Raw genomic sequence first — 19,954 nt, 5'->3', positions numbered from 1 at the left:
CCAGACTCTACCGAAGAACCTCGATGACCGTCCGCTGTGGATAACCGGCCCGCCTACGCCAGCTGTGAGGGGACGCTTCGGCGGGCCGGTTACCCACAGCTCCTACACCACGCGATGGGACACGACCTTTGGTGATCGCCTTGAAAGCCGTCTCGTACTCCTCAGCGCCGATATCAGGCTTGAACTTGTTTAGCTGTTCAAGGCTCTTGGCATACTCGGCATGCGCTTTTGCAATCGGGTCGTTCGCTTCGATGATGTCTTTCGTACCGCGCTTGGCAACGCTGACACGCTGTTCCCAAGCCCGGTTGTCCGCATCGATGGTGGCTTGTCCGGCGTCTACGGCAGCGCGGACCATATCCGTCTGAACCGCGTCCAGTTCCCTCACAAGCTCAGCACGTTGGTTCTGAAGCCCTTTCCGCATCCAACCGATAGGGTTCCGAGCAATCTACGAATCCAGCCTTGCAATCTACCCCTGAAGGTCAGCAACCCGTTCGGTGGGCTTGGGACCGGCAAGCATGTTGTTCGCCGCCTGAAGTGCCTTTTCCAGTAGCTACAAAAAGAACTTGTACAAGTCGCTCAGGCGCAACTTGCTATCCAAGTTGATGAGAAGCTAATCCCACTGATTGCTGATAGCGGTGTTGATCTGTTCAACGGTGCGGGGGATGCTGGCGAAGTCCTTGTTCACCTGATCCGTCATGTTGCGCAGCGCCTTCAACACGATGTCGGTGGTGATTAGCCCAGCGCTGGCAAGCCCTTTCAACTCCCCTGTCGTCACGCCCATCGTGCGGGCGATTTCGCGAGTCAGGGCGGGCATGTTCTCGGCAAGGGACCGGTACTCGTCCCCCTGAAGCCTACCGCTGGCAAGAGCCTGTGACAGCTACGTCAGGGAGGAAGCCGCTTCCTACGCCGTCTGACCGGACACCTTGCCCAACTTGAGGAAGGTTTCGGTAAGGCTGGAAACGTCGCTGTTCGCCAAGCCGATATCCTTACCGACACCCGCGAAACGGGCCATGGCCGAACCCACGTCACCCACGGCCACGCCAAGGCGGTTCGCGATGGCGACCGTATCGGCGTAAAGTACTTTGGCCGATTCCATACTGCCGGTGGAGGCGTTCAGCTTCCCGATCAGCAGGTTCATGGCATCAACCGGCCTTGCCATTGCCGCGCCCGCTGCGAGGGCCGCTACACTCAGTGCGGTGAAGCTCAAGGCAACCCCGCCGACAACACCCACAGCCGCACCAGCGGCCACGCCAGCGGCGCGTAGGCCCGTTGCAACCGTGCCCACGTCTCGCGCCACGCCGCCCGCCGCAGGGGACAAGGTACCAAGCGCGGAGATGACTCCACCGAAGCCCCGGTTCAGGGTCGGTAGCAAGCCGTTGGTGCGCGCGATCTCATGGTTGAGGGTGTTCATGCTGCGGGCGAATTCGCCCTACGCCTTCGCGCCTTCCATGGACCGGGCACCGAACGTCTGGAGGGTGCTGTTGTAAGAAGACAGGGCTGCGCGGGCGCGGTTGATCATATCAGCGTTGCCGTCCATCTGCCGCCCGATGCGCTGAACCATCGATTCGGTACGGGTCAGAGCGGCCTGATAGGCGCGCTCATTGGCTATGGCTTGCCGTGCAATATCGACGGCGTTGCGCCCGGCATTCGAGCCGCCCGAGATGCCAGGACGGGAATTGGAGCCGCCCGGCGCGTTGGCGCGTGCCAGGATATCGGACAGGCGTTTGACCTTGCGTTCCGTCTCAGCGACGAACTTGTCTACCTGCTTCTATGCGCTGACGAAGTCGATACCGGCTGTCAGAACGAAATCGGTCATTGCTTTTCATCCTTGGTTTTTGGGGATGTCGGGAAAGAGATGGCGCGTTCGCGTAGAAATTCAGACGAGATATAAATTTCGCCTCCCCGCCCGCGCCCTTGGCGCACCGTATATCCGGCGAAGAAGCCTTTTCGATATGCACGGCGGACGGTTTCGACATGCAAGCCGATGATGCGGGCAAATTCTCCAACGGGAATGAATTCTGGTGTGGTGGGAAGGTTGTTGAACGATGTCACATGCATAGCCAACGCTCCTTATGAATGGTGGACAGGATACGGAAGAGCAAGCGCGTTGCGTTTTACTCTTCCGCCCCGTCTAGAGGTGTTTTATGGCTTACCAAAACAATTTCAATATTATACGACAAGTTGTTGAATAATGCAATATAGCGGCTCAAAATAAAAGCGCCACCGCAAGATGCAAGTGGCGCTTTTATTAGGATTGAAGAACAGGGATGACGTTATGGTGTATTATAGCATAAGCGGCGTTTAATTGGTAGGTTGTCGCCCCTTCTATTGTTTCTGAAGCGCCCCACGATGTGGTGATTTGTTATGAGAAGGTCAGAGGCGGGACCAGCGGGGACTTGCGGGGAGTGCAGGGACTTTTGCGGGAACTCTTCACCGGGGTCCCCGCAAGAAAAACTCTTCATTATCAATGACTTATACGCTTCCGCGGGGACTGCGGGGACTTGGCCCCGCGTTTTACACACACACTTCGCATTTTTTTCTCGCGTGATCGATTGCTATGCGTGTGCTCAAAAAAATTTGATTTGCATACTCAGAAATAGGAGAAAGTCCCCGCACTCCCCGCAAAGCACTCTAAACCATTGAAAAACCTTGGTTTTTCTTGCGGGGAGTCACGCGGGGAGTCCCCGCACACTCCCCGCAGGCCCCCGCACTACCCGCCGGTAGGGCGGGAGATGAACCACCCCCCCGCCGCTTCACTGCCGCTCAAGCCGCCACCCGGCAACCTTCTTATGCGCGTTCCCGACACCATTGACCACTTTGACCGTGATCGTCTCGCCTCCTTCCTCTGAGATTTCAAAGAGTTGGTCCTTCATCGCCCTTACCAGCATGCCGAGCGACCGTCTCCGCGCGGTGTCCGTCCCACCCCGGATGTCGAGGGCCGGTTCACTGTCGGACGCGATGTCGAACAGGTCGTCGCCTGTGGTGACGTTGCCTCCGCCATAACGATCCCACCACGCCTGAACGAATGCTGTCTTCGCCTGAAGCTCTTCGTTCCCGTCCTTCATCATCGTCGAACGGTTCGCAAGGAAGCCGTCAATCCCAGCGGACGCGAGAATCCCGCCCATGACGCTGCTCCAAGCCTCGAAGGACGCCAGGGGCTTCCCGTCGAACTTCCGCTTGCCTGACGCGATCCAGTGTTGAATCAGCGTCAAACACGCCCAAACCAGTTCGCTGCGGTTCTCCTTCACCCATGCCTCAAGGTCTGGGTGCTTGAACCCCGTCCGCGTGGTCGGGTCTGCAAGCCCCGCGTTGATGAAAATGCGGACACAGCGACGCAGAAGTTCACCGGACATCGTGACGTTGTTTCCCGTCATGATGAACTGGCACTTCACCGGAACGTTGACTTCGTCGTTCGATCCAAGCAATCGGTCACGCCAGAAACGCTGAGTGATCACGGACGCCAGCGCTCCCGAGTCCAACGGATAGTTCACGTTGTCGAGGAAGAACAGCGGTGAACCGGACAGCATTGCCATTGTAATCTTCTTGCGCCAGCCGTCTTCGCTGCGTTCTTCGGTGATGGCCTCGGCATCGGTCCCCACCGCAAGAATGGAGACGGTGTTGATAAGCTTCCCCGCTCCGGTTCCAGGCGCGGGCTTGTGGACCCAGTACACCGGCGTGGGGCCTTCGATCATCTGGCGCACGAAGGGCTGGAGAAGCATCGCGACCGCGTGCGCCCGCTCCGCCTCAACCATTCCGTAGAACGGGAAATCCACCAGCACATCGTCAAGGAGGAGTCCCTTTGCGCGGGCGACTTCTTCGGGAGACGGCTTGTCTGACACCGGCGGTAGCACGAACCCGTTGGATGGGAAGTAGTAGATTCGTGACACCTCGTCGTAACCCGGTGTTTGGTGCAACCGCCCGTCCTTCGTGAAGAAGGGAGTCCCCACGACACCATCAAGAACCGGGAACGGGAGTTCATTAGGAGGTGTCGCCAGAATATCCTAAATCACGTCCATCGGCGGAGCGACTTCACGGAAGTCATCCCCATCAGACGGCTTTAACCACCTGACCACTTGAGAGGATTCGCGGCGCAACTTCCTGTCATCGAGCGGGCGGATCGACAGTTGGTCGCGGTCAAGACGCTCGACGCGGGACAGGGTGCTGTTGAACTTGAACAGGCGTGGGGGCGTGTTCCCCTCCACCAGCACCGAAAGTACTTTGCCCACGGCCTCGCGGAAGTCCGCATCCACGAACACGGTTGGTCGGGTGTCGCTGTTCGCCTTCTTGTCGGACGCTCGCGTCGTCGCCTTCGCTTCGTCCTTGATCTGGCGGTAGAGCCTTCTCCAATCCGTCTTGGTCAGTCCCAGACGCTTCCCCTTCTCCGCAAGGGTCTGGCACAACGCGATGGCCTCGAAGTCATCGGCCCCGCGCCGCACCAAGTCCGCCAGCGCCGCGCGTCCATAGTCCAGCGTGATCCCGTCGCCGCTTTCGAGCGCGGTCCCGCCGTCGAATCCTTCGGTAAGCCGGTCAAGCACCGTCTCCCCCAACAGGGTCGCGCGCAGGTCCCCGAACTCCAGCCCCTCAACGTCGAGATACCAACGCGGGTCGGCCATGTCCGCGAGGGTGAACCAACCGTCCCGAAGCATCCCTTCGACGAAGTGCAACCGGTCACGGTCGGCGCAATGCCCGTGCATACACTTCACCACGAACCCGGCAGAGGTGTTTCCGTCGCCCGCGTTCATGACGAAGGTCCCGCCTCCTTTGGTCGGGTCGGTGTGTTCATCGGCATAGGGACATTCGATGTGCCGCTTCGCCGCGTCACGGTCGAACTCGCTCCGCAGCCGGTCGGGCGCACACTCCGCCAGGAAGTCGCCCATCAGGAAGGCATTGGCGAAGCCCGCCCCCGCCCATCGCCGCAAAGTCTGGTAGGTCTCGCCTTCGCCCGTTGCAGCCCCCATCCCCTTCGCTGCGTCAAGGTAGGGGTTCGCCCCGCCGCTCGTGGGCAGCGCGAAGATATCGACCGCGCGCCCTTCGTGAACCTTCGTTTCGAAGGGTGCGCCCTCGGCGTGACGGGGGAGGTAGAAGAGGCGTGCGACCTCGCTACAGGATTCATCCACCTCGATACCCAACCACGCCGCAAACGCCTTGTATGCTGATTTCCAGGCTTTCCGTGCCTCATCCTGCGTCGGGTAGTCGGTCACAGCCCACGGCCTCGCCAGCACGAAAATCACCCGGTTCTTGTCCATCGGTGCGTGCGTCACCCGCATCACGAGACCGTTCGCGGTCATGGCCTCATCCGTCGCGGCGATGGAGTCGAGGATGGGGGAAAGATAGCCCTTCTTCGTCGCCAGATACTCCTGCACGCCTGCACCGGGGTTGTCCCGCTGGAAACGGACAAGGTCATCCTTGCGCACCTCGGTCACGTCGCGTCCGTGGGAATGGGTGGTGTAGCGGATGGCGAACAGCCCGCGTTCGGAGATGATTCGATCAATCTCCGCACCCGGCATGCCGTTATCCACGTCGATGCCGACGATGAACAGGCGACTCATGGCGCTGTTCAGGCGGATGCCTTCGGCGCACTCACCTTGAAGAAAGCAAGGCCCGTCTTTCGCGCCGACTTTATGCGTCGTCAAGCCCTCGATAAGCTGATGACGGTTAATAGAGTCGTTCTTCCATTCGCCTTTCTTGGTGTCTTTTCCAGAACCAAAGGCAAGAGTTGCCGTCCAATCGGCGGAAATGGCCTAGTGAAAATCAAACGTCATCTTGTTCATCCTTACGTTATCGGTTAACGAATTGAGTTCACGGTCGCCACCTGCCGCTTAATGGCTTCTTCGGGCAACTCCAGAGTAACGCCCCACATCTTCAGGGCAGCGGCCTTATCGACATAGGCTTTCTTCGCGTACATCACGCGAGGGATCGCGTAGCGGCATACTGCGGCCTTGACGCTGTCCGCCTGAATGCCGAGCAACTTCGCAAGTTCCTCATAGGTGGCGAAGCGTGATGGATCAGGCTCCATCAATACCCTTTCACGTACTAGCATCGTTTTGTCCTTTCTCAGATGTGATGTTGACTCCATTTTTCGAAACAATTCGCAGAATTATACTACAGTTCATCACGTTTGTACACGAGTTGAACAAAAAAAGTCCAAGCTAAGGATGATCTTGCTTCATTCGCACTCAACGCTGGACATTATCACGCCCCACCCCCACCACCTGCGGCCTTTCCCAGCGGGAGGGGATACTACCCCTTGTGGGTCCCCTCGAAGCATTACCCAAACCATTGCGGCACCCCATGCGATGGCTTTCCACGGCTTTGCGAAAACGCTTGATTTCCAGGGTCAAACGTTGCGCGAAAACCGGCCTTCAACGCCATTCCGTTAGGTTTTCCGCCACTTTCACGCCCCTGCAACGCTCCCGAGAGGCTTTGCAGAGCATTGAATTGAGTAGTGCGGCTCAGCAGACTGTACAGCCAAGCTGCGAAATGGCTAGGATAAAATAACTCTCCATGGGAATGAATGGCCTGTTGTGGATAGGTTGCTAAAAATTCAATAATCACAAGTGATTAGGAGCGCTTTGAGCAGCCGGTTTGTCATAATGGACCTTAGGCGATTATTCGAAAATGGGACTTGAGACAGGCAAAATAGGGATTCTGCCTCTCGACGTGGCGTGATGTCTCGCGGCGGAGAGGGTATACAAGATGTTGCGAAGCGACGCACTACATTTTGCGTCGTGATATTCAGGCATCAGCCTCGTAACATCTTGTAGCTTTGCGATATATTCGCGGTGGCGGGTGCGTCAAAGAAATTTCATCTCTTATGATTTTCGTGTACTATGCAAATCTTGTTTCAACATTTCCTCATACTCTCCAGGCTTCAGTAGTTTGATGTATCTGTTAACTACCTCAAGAATCGCTTCCAAGTAATCAGACATACTTATTTCTTGCGTTGATCCAATAATATATGGCTTCCGCCCGTGAGAAACATGGTCGCGATCAATAATTAGCTTTCTTAATATATCTTTTATCTTTCCTGATGCGAGAATGCTGTGCTCAAGTAGCTTTTTGTTTGACGAATGTGCGCGCCCCTTGTCTAAAATTTGCCTCTTGCTCTCCAATATTTCGAAGCATATAGCAAGGTTGAGAATGCATCGCTCGTCGTCCTCTGCTTTGTAGTGACAAATTGCATCAATAAATGACATTATTCCTGTTTCTACTTTCCATTCCAAGGACGCATCAATAACGCACCGATGCCATATCTCAGGAGTTATCAGACGCTCAAATCCGAATAAGGACTGCGTTTGCCGTGCTGTGAACCACGTACCCTCAATAGATTGCGCTCCGCTGTATCTCATCATCTCGCGGACCCCGTGATCTTTGTCTAGCTCGACAACAAAGCGGAGTGGACCATGAAATGGCGTATCGGGTGACCTAAGCCACCACTGAAATGCATTCTGGGCAACATGGTCGCTGAAGAGCTTCAGGAAACTTGAAACTTCAAATCCTTGTTCAGCATCAATACGAATTCCATGGCATTGCTTATCTCCATCGGATGACTGGTACTGAGTGCTGAGACCACCTATTGCATGCGAAGGTAGCTGTGTGCCTGACGTATGCGGAAACGACAGGCGATTTGGTATCACTGCGTCCTTGAAAGCACCCGCGATTTCTTGAGGCTCATTAATTTGGAACGGAGGATAAATAAAGGCGTCCTTTCCTTTCCAGGAAATTTTACAGATTTTTGGACACTCATTCGACATCAGAAAAGGGTTTGGCAGCTTAAATATGAAAGCTTCCCATCCAAGCATTATATTGGAATTATGCTCCTGTATTTCTTGGATACTTCTTTTAGGCCACATAATTCCTTCGTTTGGTTTCTCACAGAACGTCGGTCGAACGGCATAGAATTGCCAATGACGATCCCAGTTTATTGTCATATGTTTCCTACCTCTAATGATTGGACTTACATCCAATGTGGAAAATACGGCTACCTCGTCACAATGCGGTCGAATATATCTACCGTACTGTTTTCCCCTCGTTGCTCTCACTAACGTTTATCCGATGCGGGCGTAGCGGTCGAGAGCGAAGCCGATGGCTTCGGCAGGTGTCGCGGCGAACCGCGCTTCGGTGCGCCAGTATGCGAAGTGCTTCGCCAAAGAGAATGTAATTCTCTTCGCTTCCGCTGATGCGCTTGTTGTACTTCCGCACGCGGGCGAAAATCTCTTCCTTGGTCAGGCGGTGATCGTTGGTGGCCAAATCCTCAAGCACTGCCGTGGTTGCAATCTTGATGTCCTTGTAACTTGCCATAGTACTGAAAAGCTCATAGTTTGGTTGACCTTGCAAAATGACCCGCCGGTTATGGCGGGTCTTTCTGGTGTCAGTTCTTGGATTTGTTCTGTAGGGCCTTCAGCGCCGTTCGGCGTTCTTGCAGGCTGCTGCTGCGGTAATCCAGCACGCGCTGAAGCAGCTTCCCAGAGGTCGGGTCGTTCAGCACCTTGTTTGAATCCACCTGCTTCATGAACGAAGCCATGGCCTTGTTGCTCGCCTCGATGAGGATGGCATCGATCTGCTCGCGCAGCTTTTCCTCCGCCTCACGAATGGTCTGCTGTGCCAGGGCGATGGCGTCCTCGGCAGAGCATCCAGCGCGAAGTTCGTCCAGAAGCTTCGTCTTTGCCAGATCCACGAAGTAGTCCGGTTTGGCGTTCTTGACGAAGTCCTGAATGAACAGGTCACTGGTCATTTCGCACCTGATGTTGATCAGGTTTGCGACTTCGGCCCGGAACTCACCTTCCTCGTCGCGCTTTCTGTCGAATATCCCCACCGTGTTCGTTTCCCCTTCGTTGTCGTTCTCAGCAACGTTGGAGGTTGTATCCGGCACGGTCGGTGCGGTCGAGGTCTTCGGCGGGTCCACATCGAACGGTACGTCGTCGCTCGCGTCCTCGTCCTCGTCCTGCGGCGCAGGGGAAGACGTGCGGGCATCGCGGGCATCGCGGGCATCGCGGGCATCGCGGGCATCGCGGACATCGCGGGCATCGCGGGCATCGCGGGCATCGCGGATCGCGCCTTTCACGTCCGAGACGGTCATGCGGGTGCCGCTGGTGATGCTGGCCTCGATCTGCGCGCGGGTGTCCGCCGGGGTCGAGGGCGCGGCCAGTTCGTAGAGGATGGAATGGGCAAAGCCCGCAAGTTCGGACGGATCACGGTCGCCGTAGACGCGGGCGACGTTCATCATCTGCGACAGGACGGTGCGTCCGTGGGTGTGTTCGAAATTCGAACGCACCCACTTCCCGAACCGCGCGTCGGGGTTCGGCCCGTCGATCCCGCACTTCGGGTCGGCGGTCAGTTCCTTGGCCTGGAGCAGCAGCGTCCCGATCTTGATGACCGTTTCGACTGTGCGTTTCATCTCCACTTTGATCGCCTGGGCGATGCCGGTGAGTTGGGCCTCGATGTCCGGTTGGGCGACGGTCAGGTCACCCTTGGAGGTTGGCACCGCCAGATCGACGGTCGCCTGTTCCGCGATAGCGGTGTCAAACATGGTGGGGGGTCTCCTAAAGTACTTTGCTCAAAAGGCCCGCCGGGATGGCGGGTTTGTTCGAGCGCTGGGCCACACGGCGGACTGCCGTTGCGTTGATGAACAGCGGAGGCCGACCGGGGGTTTTAGCTATGGCGTAGCTTTTAATCTCGTCAGGCTTGATGCCGTGGTACTTGACGTAGCTGGTAGCGTCCATCTGGACTCCGAGAGCGGCTGCAACGTCCTTGACGCAGAACCACATCTCGCCGTTGCCGGTGACGGTGCGGCGTTGGATCATCGTCTCTATGAGGAAGGGAATTAGCGCCGCTCGGTTGTCGCTCTACGAGGAACCGAGTTAGCCGGGGGATGTCCGTCTTCTATGAGGAAGGGAATTGGACCCTCGCGCAGTCGGGCCATAGGTGGGGTGAGAGTCCGCAACCTTTCCGCTTGGGATGTTAACCTGAGTTTTGGCGATCAAGCGCCGCGTCTTGTTCAAGCAATCGCCCTTGCGCGACTAAAGTACTTTGGTCATGAGATCCCCGAGAATGCGGCTTAGTCGTGCGCTTGAATGCACCTTTCCCCTGCAATGAAGAAGGAAGCTAGCAAGCTTCTTCGCACGGCCCTTAAACGCGCTTTGGATGCTGTTTTTTAGGCTGCGCATGTTGAGAATGCACATTCTTCGGTATTGACATGACGTCCTGTTTTTGTATCTTTTCCCCGTTTTGTGGTTGTCTGACGAGGTTGTTGGTTATGAATACCTGCGAGCTTGTTGACTCTGTCAACCGCCTGATGAGTGAGGTCATGCGTGGTGAGGTGAATGCGGCTGACGCGCTCACTGGCATTTTGGCGATCATTTCGGACATGCTCGACTTGATGAGCAAGGACGAGTCATTTTCCTCCCCCCGCACGTAGGCGCACTCGAGAGACAGAGGCGCAACGATGTATTTCGTTTACGATGGCGACACACTGCTGAGCGTTCATGCCTCAAAGCGTGCTGCGGATCGGAAGGCACGACGAATGGGAGGCTGGACGAGAGGTTATTTCGTAGTTTGGTAGGGGGATCGTCTACCGAAGCACAAAGCACGGGGGGCTTCTAGCCCCCCTTTCTGTTAGGCGCTTGCAATTGCACATCCACTGCATTTCAGAGGTGTGACCCGCCAGTCAATCCCGGCATTTCTGCCGGGATATGTCGGGCATGAATGTAAAAGTCAAAATGAAGTCATATAAAGCATAGATATTGGACGTAGAGATTACTGAAATCGCACATATTGTGGATTGTAAAGACAAAGAAATAAATCGTCGATACTTACCCTCCGAAGGCAGAGGCCGATGGTTCGAATCCATTCGGGTCCGCCAGTTTTCTCAAGGGCTTAGCCTGATACGGGCTGAGCTCTTTTCGTTTTTGCCCCGTTCGCATTCCAGCGTTCCTGTCGCGGCACGCCGTCAAAACCGGTGCTCCCGCTCACACCTACCAAATACGCCGCGGTAACCCCCGTCACCCCTCCCCACACCACATGGGCGGCCAGCATCAGGGTGTTGCGGGCGCGCGGATGGCGGGTCGCGGGGGTCAGGATGCGCATCGCGGGAATCCATCCCAGATAGCTGGCGCCCCAGACCGCAAGGCCATAGCCGATTCCCGTCGCCACCACCGGCCCGCCGATCCGCTGTGCCACCGCCGGATAGAGCGCCCCGGCGGCGGCGCCATAGCCGTAATGCAGGGCCAGCGTCAGATCGCGGCGCTCCGGTTCGTCCAGGGCGTCCATCAGCCCGGTCGGGCCGACGACGCGGTCCGTGATGAGGCGCGGCGGCAGGGGATAGCGGTCCTGTTCCGGCAGGGCGCGGAACATCGCGCGCATGGCCGCCGTCATGGCGGCGGTACCGGCCAGACCGGCGATGGCTCCGGCGACGTACGGGTTCATGGGAGGTGGACCAAGGGTTGTTGTGGGAGGCCACCCATCAACAGAACCGCACCTTTCGAGGTTCCTGACGAGGCTCTTCGGGCGGTCGCGGTTGCGGGTCATGGAGCGCCGGCGAAACCTCCGGCCCGGCCAGGCGTTGACGGACTGGGGCTTGGCATCAGGCAAGGGGGCAGCACATGCGTCGCTTCCTGCGGGACAACGGGTTGTCGGTCGCCTTGTTCGGACTGTTTCTCGTCTCGATCATCGGGCAGGTGCTCGCCGGATGGCGCGCTCTGGCGGAGGAGCTTCGCCTCCACGCCCAGCCGCCCGTCGGATTCCTCGACTATCTGACCACCGGCCATTTCCTGTCGGCGACCTTCGAGAACTGGGAGAGCGAGTTCCTCCAGATGTCGGTCTATGTGCTCCTGACCGCCATCCTGGTCCAGAAGGGCTCCTCTGAGTCCAGGAAGCCGGGGGAGGCCAACCCGGAGGACGAGGCGCCCGAACGGCGGCGCGGCGACCCCGACGCGCCCTGGCCGGTGCACCGGGGCGGCCTCCTGCTGCGGCTCTACTCCCATTCGCTCAGCATCGCCCTGGTGACCCTGTTCGTGCTGTCCTTCACCCTGCATCTGGCCGGCAGCACGCGGCGCTCGAACGAAGAGGCCGCGTGGCACCACCAGCCGACCAGGTCCATGGGCGAAACCCTCGCCGATCCGGAATTCTGGTACGAAAGCTTCCAGAACTGGCAGAGTGAGTTCCTGTCCATGGGCGTGCTGGTCGTGCTCGGCATCTATCTGCGCGAACGCGGCTCCCCCGAATCCAAGCCGGTCGCCGCGCCGCACAGCGAAACCGGCGACTGAGATTCCGGCTCTCCGCGGCTGGCCTTCCGGCGGCGTCGGGCAGGCTCGACTCTCGGGCCGCCTTCGGCCATGGTATCGCCCCGAAGGGAAGAGGCCGCACCATGTCCGACGACAAGACCACCGACACGCTCCAGACCGTCACCGAAGCCCCCGCACCCGCCGGGGACGGCAGCGGCCTGTATCTGGTGGACGGGTCGGGCTTCATCTTCCGGGCCTTCCACGCGCTGCCGATGCTGAACCGTCCGGACGGCACGCCGGTGAACGCGGTGCTGGGCTTCTCCAACATGCTGCTGAAGCTGCTGGCCGATCTGAAGGCGTCCGCCGTGGCGGTGGTCTTCGATTCGAAGCGGCTGAACTTCCGCAACGAGTTCTATCCCGAATACAAGGCCCACCGACCCGAGCCGCCGGAGGAGCTGAAGCCCCAGTTCGCCCTGATCCGCGAGGCGACGGAGGCCTTTTGCCTGCCCTGCCTGGAGTTGGAGGGCTACGAGGCCGACGACCTGATCGCCACCTACGCGCGGCTGGCGAACGAGGCCGGACGCGAGGTCACCATCGTGTCGTCCGACAAGGACATGATGCAGCTCGTCCGCCCCGGCGTGCGGATGCTCGACCCGCTGAAGAACAAGCCCATCGGTCCCGACGAGGTGTTCGAGAAGTTCGGCGTCGCCCCTGACAAGGTGGTGGACGTGCAGGCTCTGGCCGGCGACAGCGTGGACAACGTGCCGGGCGTGCCGGGCATCGGCGTGAAGACCGCCGCGCAGCTCATCACCGAATACGGCGACCTGGAGTCGCTGCTGGCCCGCGCCGGGGAAATCAAGCAGCCGGCCCGCCGCCAGAAGCTGATCGACTTCGCGGAACAGGCGCGGATCTCCCGCCGCCTCGTCCTGCTCGACGACCACGCCCCGGCGCCGAAACCGCTGGAGGAACTGCGCGTCCGCGAGCCCGACCACCAGAAGCTGATCGACTTCCTGAGGGCCCAGGGCTTCCGCACCATCGTCAGCCGCGTCGAGGCGGAAATGCGCAAGGACGGCACCATCGCCGACGGTGCGCTCCCCTCCTCCACGCCGTCCGCGGCTCCGGTGAAGGACGTCCCAACCGCTTCGGCGGAGCCCGCAAACGCGCCGCGCAGCCGCCCCGCTCCGCCCACCGACGTGGAGCAGCGGTACGAGCTGGTGCAGGACCTGGACGCCCTGGCCGTCTGGCTGGAACGCGCCCGCGCCACCGGCATCCTGGCCGTGGACACGGAAACCGACTCGCTGACCCCCGCCACGGCGACGCTGGTCGGCATCTCGCTCGCGACGGAGCCGGGGCTGGCCTGCTACATCCCCCTGGCGCATCAGGCCCCCAACGCCGCAGCCAGCGGGGAGCTGTCCTTCGAGGCGCCGGAAACGCCGAAGCAAATCCCGGCGGAGGACGCGCTGAAGGCCCTGCGGGAGGTGCTGGAGGACCCGGCGATCCTGAAGATCGGGCACAATTTCAAGTTCGACCATCAGCTTTTCGCCCGCCACGGCGTGCGCGTGTCGCCCATCGACGACAGCATGCTGATCTCCTACGTGCTGGAGGGCGGCGCCCACGGCCACGGCATGGACGAGCTGGCGGAGCTGCATCTCGCCCACAAGACCATCCCCTTCAAGGAGGTCTGCGGCAGCGGAAAGAGCCAGATCACCTTCGACCGCGTGCCGCTGGACAAGGCGCTTGCCTACGCGGCGGAGGACGCCGACGTCACGCTGCGGCTGTGGCGGGTGCTGAAGCCGCGGCTGGTGGACGACCGGATGGTCACCGTCTACGAGACGCTGGAACGCCCGCTGGTCCCGGTGATCGCCGATATGGAATCCTGCGGCATCCGGGTGGACCGGGCGGCGCTGGCCCGCCTCTCGCAAGACCTCGCCGTCCGCATGGCGGAGATCGAAAAGGAGGTTCACGGGCACGCCGGGCGCAGCTTCAACATCGGCTCGCCCAAGCAGCTCGGCGAAATCCTGTTCGATGAGATGAAGCTCGGCACCGGCAAGAAGGGCAAGACCGGCGCCTACTCCACCGACTCCAGCGTGCTGGAGGAGCTGGCGGAGCAGGGCCACGTCATCGCCCAGCGCGTGCTGGACTGGCGGCAGTTGGCGAAGCTGAAGAACACCTACACCGACGCGCTCCAGGCCCAGATCGTGGAGGGGACGGAGCGGGTGCACACCGCCTTCGCCATGGCGGCGACCAACACGGGCCGCCTGTCCTCGACCGATCCGAACCTGCAGAACATCCCCGTCCGCACGGAGGAAGGCCGCAAGATCCGCCGCGCCTTCGTCGCCGCGCCGGGGCACAAGCTGATCTCCGTCGACTATTCGCAGATCGAATTGCGGCTGGTCGCGGAGATGGCGGACATCGCCGCCCTGAAACAGGCGTTCCGCGACGGCATCGACATTCACGCGGCGACGGCCAGCCAGGTCTTCGGCGTGCCGCTGGACCAGATGACCTCGGAAATCCGGCGCAAGGCCAAGGCGATCAACTTCGGCATCATCTACGGCATTTCCGGCTTCGGGCTGGGCCGCCAGCTCGGCATCGCGCCGGGCGAGGCAAACGCCTTCATCAAGGCCTATTTCGAGCGCTTCCACGAACTGAAGGTGTGGATGGAAAGGACCAAGGCCTTCGCCCGCCAGAACGGCCATGTGGTGACGCTGTTCGGGCGGCGCTGCTACATCCCCGGCATCCACGAGAAGAACGCGGCGCGCCGCGCCTTCGCGGAACGTCAGGCGATCAACGCCCCGATCCAGGGCACCGCCGCCGACATCATGAAGCGCGCCATGGCCCGCGTGCCCGACGCCCTGAAGGAGGCCGGATTCGACGACGTGCGGATGCTGCTTCAGGTCCACGACGAACTGCTGTTCGAAGCCCCGGAGGATCAGGCCGAGGCCGCCGCCAAGCTGGTGCGCGAGGTTATGGAGGGAGCCGCCACGCTCGGCGTTCCTCTGGTCGCGGAGGCCGGCATCGGCGGCAACTGGGACGAGGCGCATTGAGGGTTGCGGAGACTGTGGATCGGGGGACTGTGGACCGAAGGGCCGGTCCGTAAGGGCGGCGTCATCCTTCGCCTGAAAAGGACAAGCCCTCGTTCCCCCACCGGCGCTCCCGACATCGCTCTGACCTCATGTCAGCGCGTATGGCAAGGTTGGCCCCCCTCACCTTCACCTTCACCTTCACCTTCACCTTCACGGGAGAACAACCGCCGAAGGCCGGTCTCCGCCTCATTCGGGGTGGGGCGCCGAATTTTTGCGTGCCCGGCTGGTGGCTGACAGGTTCATGACAGGTTCGCCTGTTAAACAGTTGGAATAGCCAACCACCGTCCTGGAAAGCCCACCATGGCGATCGAACCCGCAGCCAAGAAGCCGGCGGACACCACGGCGAAGACCGAACCGGCGGATGAACGGACCCTGCCCTTCCATGGCGCCGCCTGCGGCGCGGGGGCCGGCGGTTCCGTCATCATCCACGAGGCGCGTCCGCGGCAGCCCACCGCCAAGGCCCCGTAAGGCGCGCCAAGCGCCACGCCAAAAAAGCAAAAAGCCCATCCGGAGGAAACACCATGAGCCTCGGCAACCCCGCCAAGGGGATGCTGGCGGCGGCCGTGCTGGCCGCTGCCGCCCTGTTCGCCGCACCCGCGTCCGCGGAGATCAAGAATCTGGAGATCATCGCCCCCGCCAACGCCGGTGGCGGGTACGACCAGCATGCGCGCGCGATGCAGCAGGTCCTTCAGGACCACAAGCTGGCCTCCAGCGTCCAGGTGGTCAACATCCCGGGCGCCGGCGGCACCATCGGCCTCAGCCAGTTCGTCACCGCCAAGAAGCGCAATCCCGGCCTGATGATTTCCGGCCTGGGAATGATCGGCGCGATCCTCATCAACAAGTCGCCGGTGACGCTCGATCAGGTGACTCCGCTGGCCCGGCTGACCGGCGAATACCAGCCCATCGTCGTGGCCGCGGATTCGCCGCTGAAGACGCTCGACGACCTCGTCAGGAAGTTCAAGGCCGATCCCGGCTCCGTCTCCTGGGGCGGCTTCGCGGTCGGCAGCCCCGACCACATCCTCTACGCCCTGCTGGTCAAGGCGGTCGGCGGCGACGTGTCCAAGATGAACTACATCGCCGCCGGTGCGGGCGGCGAGATGATGGCGTCGGTGCTCGGCGGCCACATCACCGTGGCGACCGGCGGCTACAACGAGATGGCCTCGCAGCTCCAGGCCGGGAAGCTGCGGGCGCTGGCGATCTCCGCCCCGCAGCGCGTCCCCGGCGTGGACATCCCGACCTTCAAGGAGCAGGGCGTGGATGTGGAACTGGTCAACTGGCGCGCCGTGATGGCGCCGGGCAACCTTAAGGCGTCGGAAAAGCAGGTCCTGGACGACGCGGTCGGCGCCATGGTCCGCACCGACGACTGGAAGCGCATCGCCGCGGAGCGCGGCTGGATCGACCTCTACCTGCCGCCCGACCAGTTCGCCGCCTTCATCAAGGACGAGCGGACGCGGATCGAAGGCGTCCTGACGGACCTCGGCCTCGTCAAGCCGTGATTGCCGCAACGATAAACACATCCATGGAGCGAAACGCCATGTCCATCCGCATGCCGGGCGCCGTGAAGGGCGTCCTGACCGCCGCCGTGCTCGCCACGGCCTCCCTCGCCGCCACCCCGTCGCTCGCCGAGATCAAGGGCCTGGAGATCATCGCCCCGGCCAGCCCCGGCGGCGGTTGGGATCAGCACGCCCGCACCCTCCAGCAGGTTCTTCAGGACCAGAAGCTGGCCTCCAACATCCAGGTCGTGAACATCCCCGGCGCCGGCGGCACGGTGGGCCTCGCCCAGTTCGTCACCGCGAAGAAACGCACGCCGACGGTGCTGGTCGGCGGCCAGATCATGCTGGGCGCCATCGTCACCAACAAATCGGCGGTGACGCTCGATCAGGTGACCCCTCTGGCCCGGCTGACCGGCGAATACACCGCCATCGTCGTTCCCCCGGAGTCGCCCATCAAGACCTTCGACGACCTGATCCGGAAGTTCAAGGCGGACCCCGGCTCGGTGTCCTGGGGCGGCGGCTCGGCGGGCGGCAGCGACCAGATCCTGGCGGGCCTGATCGCCAAGGCGGTCGGCGTCGATCCGAACAAGGTCAACTACGTCGCCACCGCGGGCGGCGGCGAGCTTCTGGCCTCCGCGCTCGGCGGCCACGTTACGCTCGGCATGGGCGGTTACAGCGAGTTCGCCCCGCAGTTCCAGGCGGGCAAGCTGCGCGCCATCGCCGTCTCCGCCCCGCAGCGCCTGCCGGGCTCCGACACGCCGACCATGAAGGAGCAGGGCATCGACCTGGAGTTCGTGAACTGGCGCGGCGTCTTCGCCCAGTCCTCCGCCAAGCCGGCGGAGCTGAAGGAACTCCAGGAGGCCGTCGCCAAGGCCGTCGCCAGCGACGAGTGGAAGCAGGCCGTGAAGCAGCGCGGCTGGATCGACCTCTACCAGCCCTCCGCCGAGTTCGCCGCCTTCCTGAAGCAGGAGCGCACGCAGATCGAAGGCACGCTGAAGGATCTCGGTCTGGTGAAGTGAGGGTGCCCGGCGGGCGGGTCTACGGCGCCACGCCCGCCGGTTCATAAGAAAACACTTTGGGAGGATGAACCGATGACCACCGGTCGAAGCATGCGCGCCGGAGAGGCGGTGCTTGGCGGCGGGCTGATCGCGCTCGGGGGCCTGATCGCGGTCGAAACCATGCTGACCCCCTCCGTCGGCCGGGCGGTGGTCGGCCCCGCCCTGTTTCCCTATCTGATCTCGGGCGGCCTCGCCCTGGTCGGCTTGTCCCTGCTGCGCGAAGCCTTCACCGGGGCGGTCGCCCATGCGGAAGGGCTGGAACTGGACCTCTGGGCGGTGGCGCTGGTCGCGGCGGGTCTGGCCGCCCAGTTCCTGCTGCTGGAGACGCTGGGCTGGATACCCTCCACCACCATCCTGTTCGCCGCGGTCGCCCGCGCCTTCGGGGGGAGGCGGCTCGCGGTCAATCTGGCCATCGGCCTCGCTCTCGCCGCCTTCACCTTCGTGACCTTCAATTACGGGCTCGGCCTGAACCTGCCCGAGGGCAGCATCGTCGAACGGCTCACGTCAGCCGACGCCGAATAAGCCCCGCTTCGGGAAGGAAACTGCACAATGGAAACCCTTGCCGCCCTGGGCCACGGCTTCCTCGTGGCGCTGACACCCTACAATCTCCTGTGGTCGGCGGTCGGCGTGACGGTGGGCACCGCAGTCGGCGTGCTGCCCGGCATCGGCCCGGCGCTGACCGTGGCGCTGCTGCTGCCGGTCACCTACGGGCTGGAGCCGACCTCCGCCTTCATCATGTTCGCCGGCATCTATTACGGCGCGATGTACGGCGGCTCGACGACTTCGATTCTTCTGAACGCGCCGGGCGAGTCCGGCAGCATCGTCACCGCCATCGACGGCCACGCCATGGCCCGCCAGGGGCGCGGCGCCCAGGCGCTCGCCACCGCCGCCATCGGGTCCTTCATCGCCGGCACCATCGCCACCGCGGCGCTGACCTTCGTCGCCCCGCTGATGGTCAAGCTGGCTCTGCTGTTCGGCCCGGCGGAGTATTTCGCGCTGATGGTTCTGGCACTGACCACCGTCACCGCCGTCCTGGGAAGCTCGCTGGCGCGCGGTCTGGCGAGCCTGTTCCTGGGGCTGGCGCTGGGTCTGGTCGGCATCGACATGCAGACCGGTCAGGCGCGTCTGGCCTTCGGCGTTCCGGAACTGCTGGACGGCATCGACACGGTGGTGGTCGCGGTCGGCCTGTTCGCGGTCGGCGAGACTCTCTACGTCGCCTCCCGCCACCGCTTCGAGACGGAGGAGATCTACGCGCTCAAGGGCTCCAAATGGATGAGCCGCGAGGACTGGAGCCGGTCCTGGAAGCCGTGGCTGCGCGGCACCTTGCTGGGCTTCCCCATCGGCACCCTGCCGGCGGGCGGCAGCGAGATCCCGACCTTCCTGTCCTATCTGGTGGAAAAGCGTCTGGCGAAGAAGCCGGAGGAGTTCGGCAAGGGCGCCATCGAGGCCGTCGCCGGTCCGGAGGCCGCCAACAACGCCTCCGCCGCGGGCGTTCTGGCGCCGCTGCTGGCGCTCGGCCTGCCGACCTCGGCGACCGCCGCCATCATGCTGGCCGCCTTCCAGCAATACGGCCTGCAACCCGGCCCGACGCTGTTCGACAACAACCCGGAACTGGTCTGGGGCATGATCGCCAGCCTCTACATCGGCAACGTGCTCCTGCTGGTGCTGAACCTGCCGCTGGTCGGCTTCTGGGTGAAGCTGCTGCTGATCCCCCGGCCCTGGCTGTACGCCGGCATCCTGGTATTCTCGTCGCTGGGCGCCTACACGCTGAACAACAACATCGTCGATCTGATCATCCTGTGGGTGATCGGGCTGGTCGGCTTCGGCATGCGGGTGCTGAACGTGCCGGTGGCGCCCTGCGTGGTCGGGCTGATCCTGGGGCCGCTGGCCGAACAGCAGTTCCGCCGCGCGCTGGCGATCAGCCAGGGCGACCCGTCGGTCTTCCTGACCCACCCGATCTCGGCGGTCCTGCTCATCATCGCCGCCCTGCTGGTGATCGGCCCGTTGGTCCTGCGCCACCGGAAGAGCACGGGCGGCGACACCGGCCGCTCGTCGCCGTCGGGCACCCATCCCGCGACGTAAGACCTCCATCCCTCGAA

General features: G+C 61.7%; 18 protein-coding genes. 7 read left to right on the top strand and 11 right to left on the bottom strand.

From position 1 onward, the window contains the following. Positions 1-7: 7 nt before the first annotated feature. The 11 genes from DS843_RS24425 to DS843_RS24375 all read right to left on the bottom strand — a co-directional run bounded on the left by DS843_RS24425 (position 8) and on the right by DS843_RS24375 (position 11,424). Positions 8-385, bottom strand: coding sequence for a hypothetical protein (locus tag DS843_RS24425; RefSeq protein WP_149471434.1), 378 nt, complete (start codon positions 383-385; stop codon positions 8-10). 225 nt (positions 386-610) lie between these two features. Continuing rightward, positions 611-877, bottom strand: coding sequence for a tape measure protein (locus tag DS843_RS24420; protein WP_149471433.1), 267 nt, complete (start codon positions 875-877; stop codon positions 611-613). 24 nt (positions 878-901) lie between these two features. Then, on the bottom strand, positions 902-1,411 hold the full coding sequence (locus tag DS843_RS24415) for a hypothetical protein (protein ID WP_149471432.1): 510 nt from the start codon (positions 1,409-1,411) through the stop codon (positions 902-904). A gap of 401 nt (positions 1,412-1,812) precedes the next feature. Then, positions 1,813-2,058 carry a hypothetical protein gene (locus DS843_RS24410; RefSeq protein ID WP_149471431.1) on the bottom strand — a complete coding sequence of 82 codons (246 nt, stop codon included), beginning with the start codon at positions 2,056-2,058 and terminating at the stop codon, positions 1,813-1,815. 695 nt (positions 2,059-2,753) lie between these two features. After that, a complete protein-coding gene (locus DS843_RS24405; protein ID WP_149471430.1) occupies positions 2,754-3,947 on the bottom strand; it encodes a hypothetical protein in 1,194 nt (397 codons plus the stop codon). 54 nt (positions 3,948-4,001) lie between these two features. Further along, the gene (locus DS843_RS24400; RefSeq protein WP_149471429.1) at positions 4,002-5,549 is read right to left on the bottom strand and encodes a hypothetical protein; all 1,548 of its coding nucleotides are present in this window, start codon (positions 5,547-5,549) and stop codon (positions 4,002-4,004) included. 236 nt (positions 5,550-5,785) lie between these two features. Further along, a complete protein-coding gene (locus DS843_RS24395) occupies positions 5,786-6,040 on the bottom strand; it encodes a hypothetical protein (RefSeq protein ID WP_149471428.1) in 255 nt (84 codons plus the stop codon). Between the two features lie 772 nt (positions 6,041-6,812). After that, positions 6,813-7,931: a hypothetical protein gene (locus tag DS843_RS24390; protein ID WP_149471427.1), complete on the bottom strand. Its 1,119-nt coding sequence runs from the start codon at positions 7,929-7,931 to the stop codon at positions 6,813-6,815. 440 nt (positions 7,932-8,371) lie between these two features. Further along, positions 8,372-9,529 carry a hypothetical protein gene (locus DS843_RS24385; RefSeq protein ID WP_149471426.1) on the bottom strand — a complete coding sequence of 386 codons (1,158 nt, stop codon included), beginning with the start codon at positions 9,527-9,529 and terminating at the stop codon, positions 8,372-8,374. 13 nt (positions 9,530-9,542) lie between these two features. After that, on the bottom strand, positions 9,543-9,803 hold the full coding sequence (locus DS843_RS24380) for a BRO family protein (protein ID WP_149471425.1): 261 nt from the start codon (positions 9,801-9,803) through the stop codon (positions 9,543-9,545). A 1,072-nt stretch (positions 9,804-10,875) separates the two neighbouring features. Further along, positions 10,876-11,424 (bottom strand): hypothetical protein, encoded by a 549-nt coding sequence (locus DS843_RS24375; RefSeq protein ID WP_208852307.1) that lies wholly within the window; start codon positions 11,422-11,424, stop codon positions 10,876-10,878. A 176-nt stretch (positions 11,425-11,600) separates the two neighbouring features. Between DS843_RS24375 and DS843_RS24370 the strand changes: the two genes are divergently transcribed. From DS843_RS24370 to DS843_RS24345, 7 genes are all read left to right on the top strand, one after another. After that, positions 11,601-12,263 carry a DUF6766 family protein gene (locus DS843_RS24370; protein WP_149471424.1) on the top strand — a complete coding sequence of 221 codons (663 nt, stop codon included), beginning with the start codon at positions 11,601-11,603 and terminating at the stop codon, positions 12,261-12,263. Between the two features lie 101 nt (positions 12,264-12,364). Further along, positions 12,365-15,265, top strand: coding sequence for a DNA polymerase I (gene polA, locus DS843_RS24365; protein ID WP_149471423.1), 2,901 nt, complete (start codon positions 12,365-12,367; stop codon positions 15,263-15,265). 339 nt (positions 15,266-15,604) lie between these two features. Further along, entirely contained in the window at positions 15,605-15,772 is a 168-nt protein-coding gene (locus DS843_RS31365; protein ID WP_167525448.1) for a hypothetical protein, read from the top strand. 53 nt (positions 15,773-15,825) lie between these two features. Further along, positions 15,826-16,800, top strand: coding sequence for a Bug family tripartite tricarboxylate transporter substrate binding protein (locus DS843_RS24360; RefSeq protein ID WP_149471422.1), 975 nt, complete (start codon positions 15,826-15,828; stop codon positions 16,798-16,800). 38 nt (positions 16,801-16,838) lie between these two features. Then, positions 16,839-17,816, top strand: coding sequence for a Bug family tripartite tricarboxylate transporter substrate binding protein (locus DS843_RS24355; protein ID WP_149471421.1), 978 nt, complete (start codon positions 16,839-16,841; stop codon positions 17,814-17,816). Between the two features lie 72 nt (positions 17,817-17,888). After that, complete coding sequence (locus tag DS843_RS24350) at positions 17,889-18,377, top strand: tripartite tricarboxylate transporter TctB family protein (RefSeq protein WP_149471420.1); 489 nt, start codon at positions 17,889-17,891, stop codon at positions 18,375-18,377. Positions 18,378-18,404: 27 nt separating this feature from the next. Next, positions 18,405-19,937 carry a tripartite tricarboxylate transporter permease gene (locus tag DS843_RS24345; RefSeq protein ID WP_149471419.1) on the top strand — a complete coding sequence of 511 codons (1,533 nt, stop codon included), beginning with the start codon at positions 18,405-18,407 and terminating at the stop codon, positions 19,935-19,937. Positions 19,938-19,954: the final 17 nt, after the last annotated feature.

Origin of the sequence: Roseomonas genomospecies 6 (assembly GCF_008365375.1) — a bacterium.
Taxonomy (GTDB): Bacteria; Pseudomonadota; Alphaproteobacteria; order Azospirillales; family Azospirillaceae; genus Azospirillum.
Note: the sequence above shows the minus strand (reverse complement) of the source record. Positions and strands in the feature narration are given on the sequence as shown.

What these genes read in the sequence shown, in the direction of transcription:
- DS843_RS24415 (WP_149471432.1), bottom strand. Translation starts at nt 1,411, where the DNA reads ATGAACACCCTCAACCATGAGATCGCGCGCACCAACGGCTTGCTACCG.
- DS843_RS24410 (WP_149471431.1), bottom strand. Translation starts at nt 2,058, where the DNA reads ATGCATGTGACATCGTTCAACAACCTTCCCACCACACCAGAATTCATT.
- DS843_RS24400 (WP_149471429.1), bottom strand. Translation starts at nt 5,549, where the DNA reads ATGAGTCGCCTGTTCATCGTCGGCATCGACGTGGATAACGGCATGCCG.
- DS843_RS24395 (WP_149471428.1), bottom strand. Translation starts at nt 6,040, where the DNA reads ATGCTAGTACGTGAAAGGGTATTGATGGAGCCTGATCCATCACGCTTC.
- DS843_RS24390 (WP_149471427.1), bottom strand. Translation starts at nt 7,931, where the DNA reads ATGACAATAAACTGGGATCGTCATTGGCAATTCTATGCCGTTCGACCG.
- DS843_RS24385 (WP_149471426.1), bottom strand. Translation starts at nt 9,529, where the DNA reads ATGTTTGACACCGCTATCGCGGAACAGGCGACCGTCGATCTGGCGGTG.
- DS843_RS24380 (WP_149471425.1), bottom strand. Translation starts at nt 9,803, where the DNA reads ATGATCCAACGCCGCACCGTCACCGGCAACGGCGAGATGTGGTTCTGC.
- DS843_RS24375 (WP_208852307.1), bottom strand. Translation starts at nt 11,424, where the DNA reads ATGAACCCGTACGTCGCCGGAGCCATCGCCGGTCTGGCCGGTACCGCC.
- DS843_RS24370 (WP_149471424.1), top strand. Translation starts at nt 11,601, where the DNA reads ATGCGTCGCTTCCTGCGGGACAACGGGTTGTCGGTCGCCTTGTTCGGA.
- polA (WP_149471423.1), top strand. Translation starts at nt 12,365, where the DNA reads ATGTCCGACGACAAGACCACCGACACGCTCCAGACCGTCACCGAAGCC.
- DS843_RS31365 (WP_167525448.1), top strand. Translation starts at nt 15,605, where the DNA reads ATGGCGATCGAACCCGCAGCCAAGAAGCCGGCGGACACCACGGCGAAG.
- DS843_RS24360 (WP_149471422.1), top strand. Translation starts at nt 15,826, where the DNA reads ATGAGCCTCGGCAACCCCGCCAAGGGGATGCTGGCGGCGGCCGTGCTG.
- DS843_RS24355 (WP_149471421.1), top strand. Translation starts at nt 16,839, where the DNA reads ATGTCCATCCGCATGCCGGGCGCCGTGAAGGGCGTCCTGACCGCCGCC.
- DS843_RS24350 (WP_149471420.1), top strand. Translation starts at nt 17,889, where the DNA reads ATGACCACCGGTCGAAGCATGCGCGCCGGAGAGGCGGTGCTTGGCGGC.
- DS843_RS24345 (WP_149471419.1), top strand. Translation starts at nt 18,405, where the DNA reads ATGGAAACCCTTGCCGCCCTGGGCCACGGCTTCCTCGTGGCGCTGACA.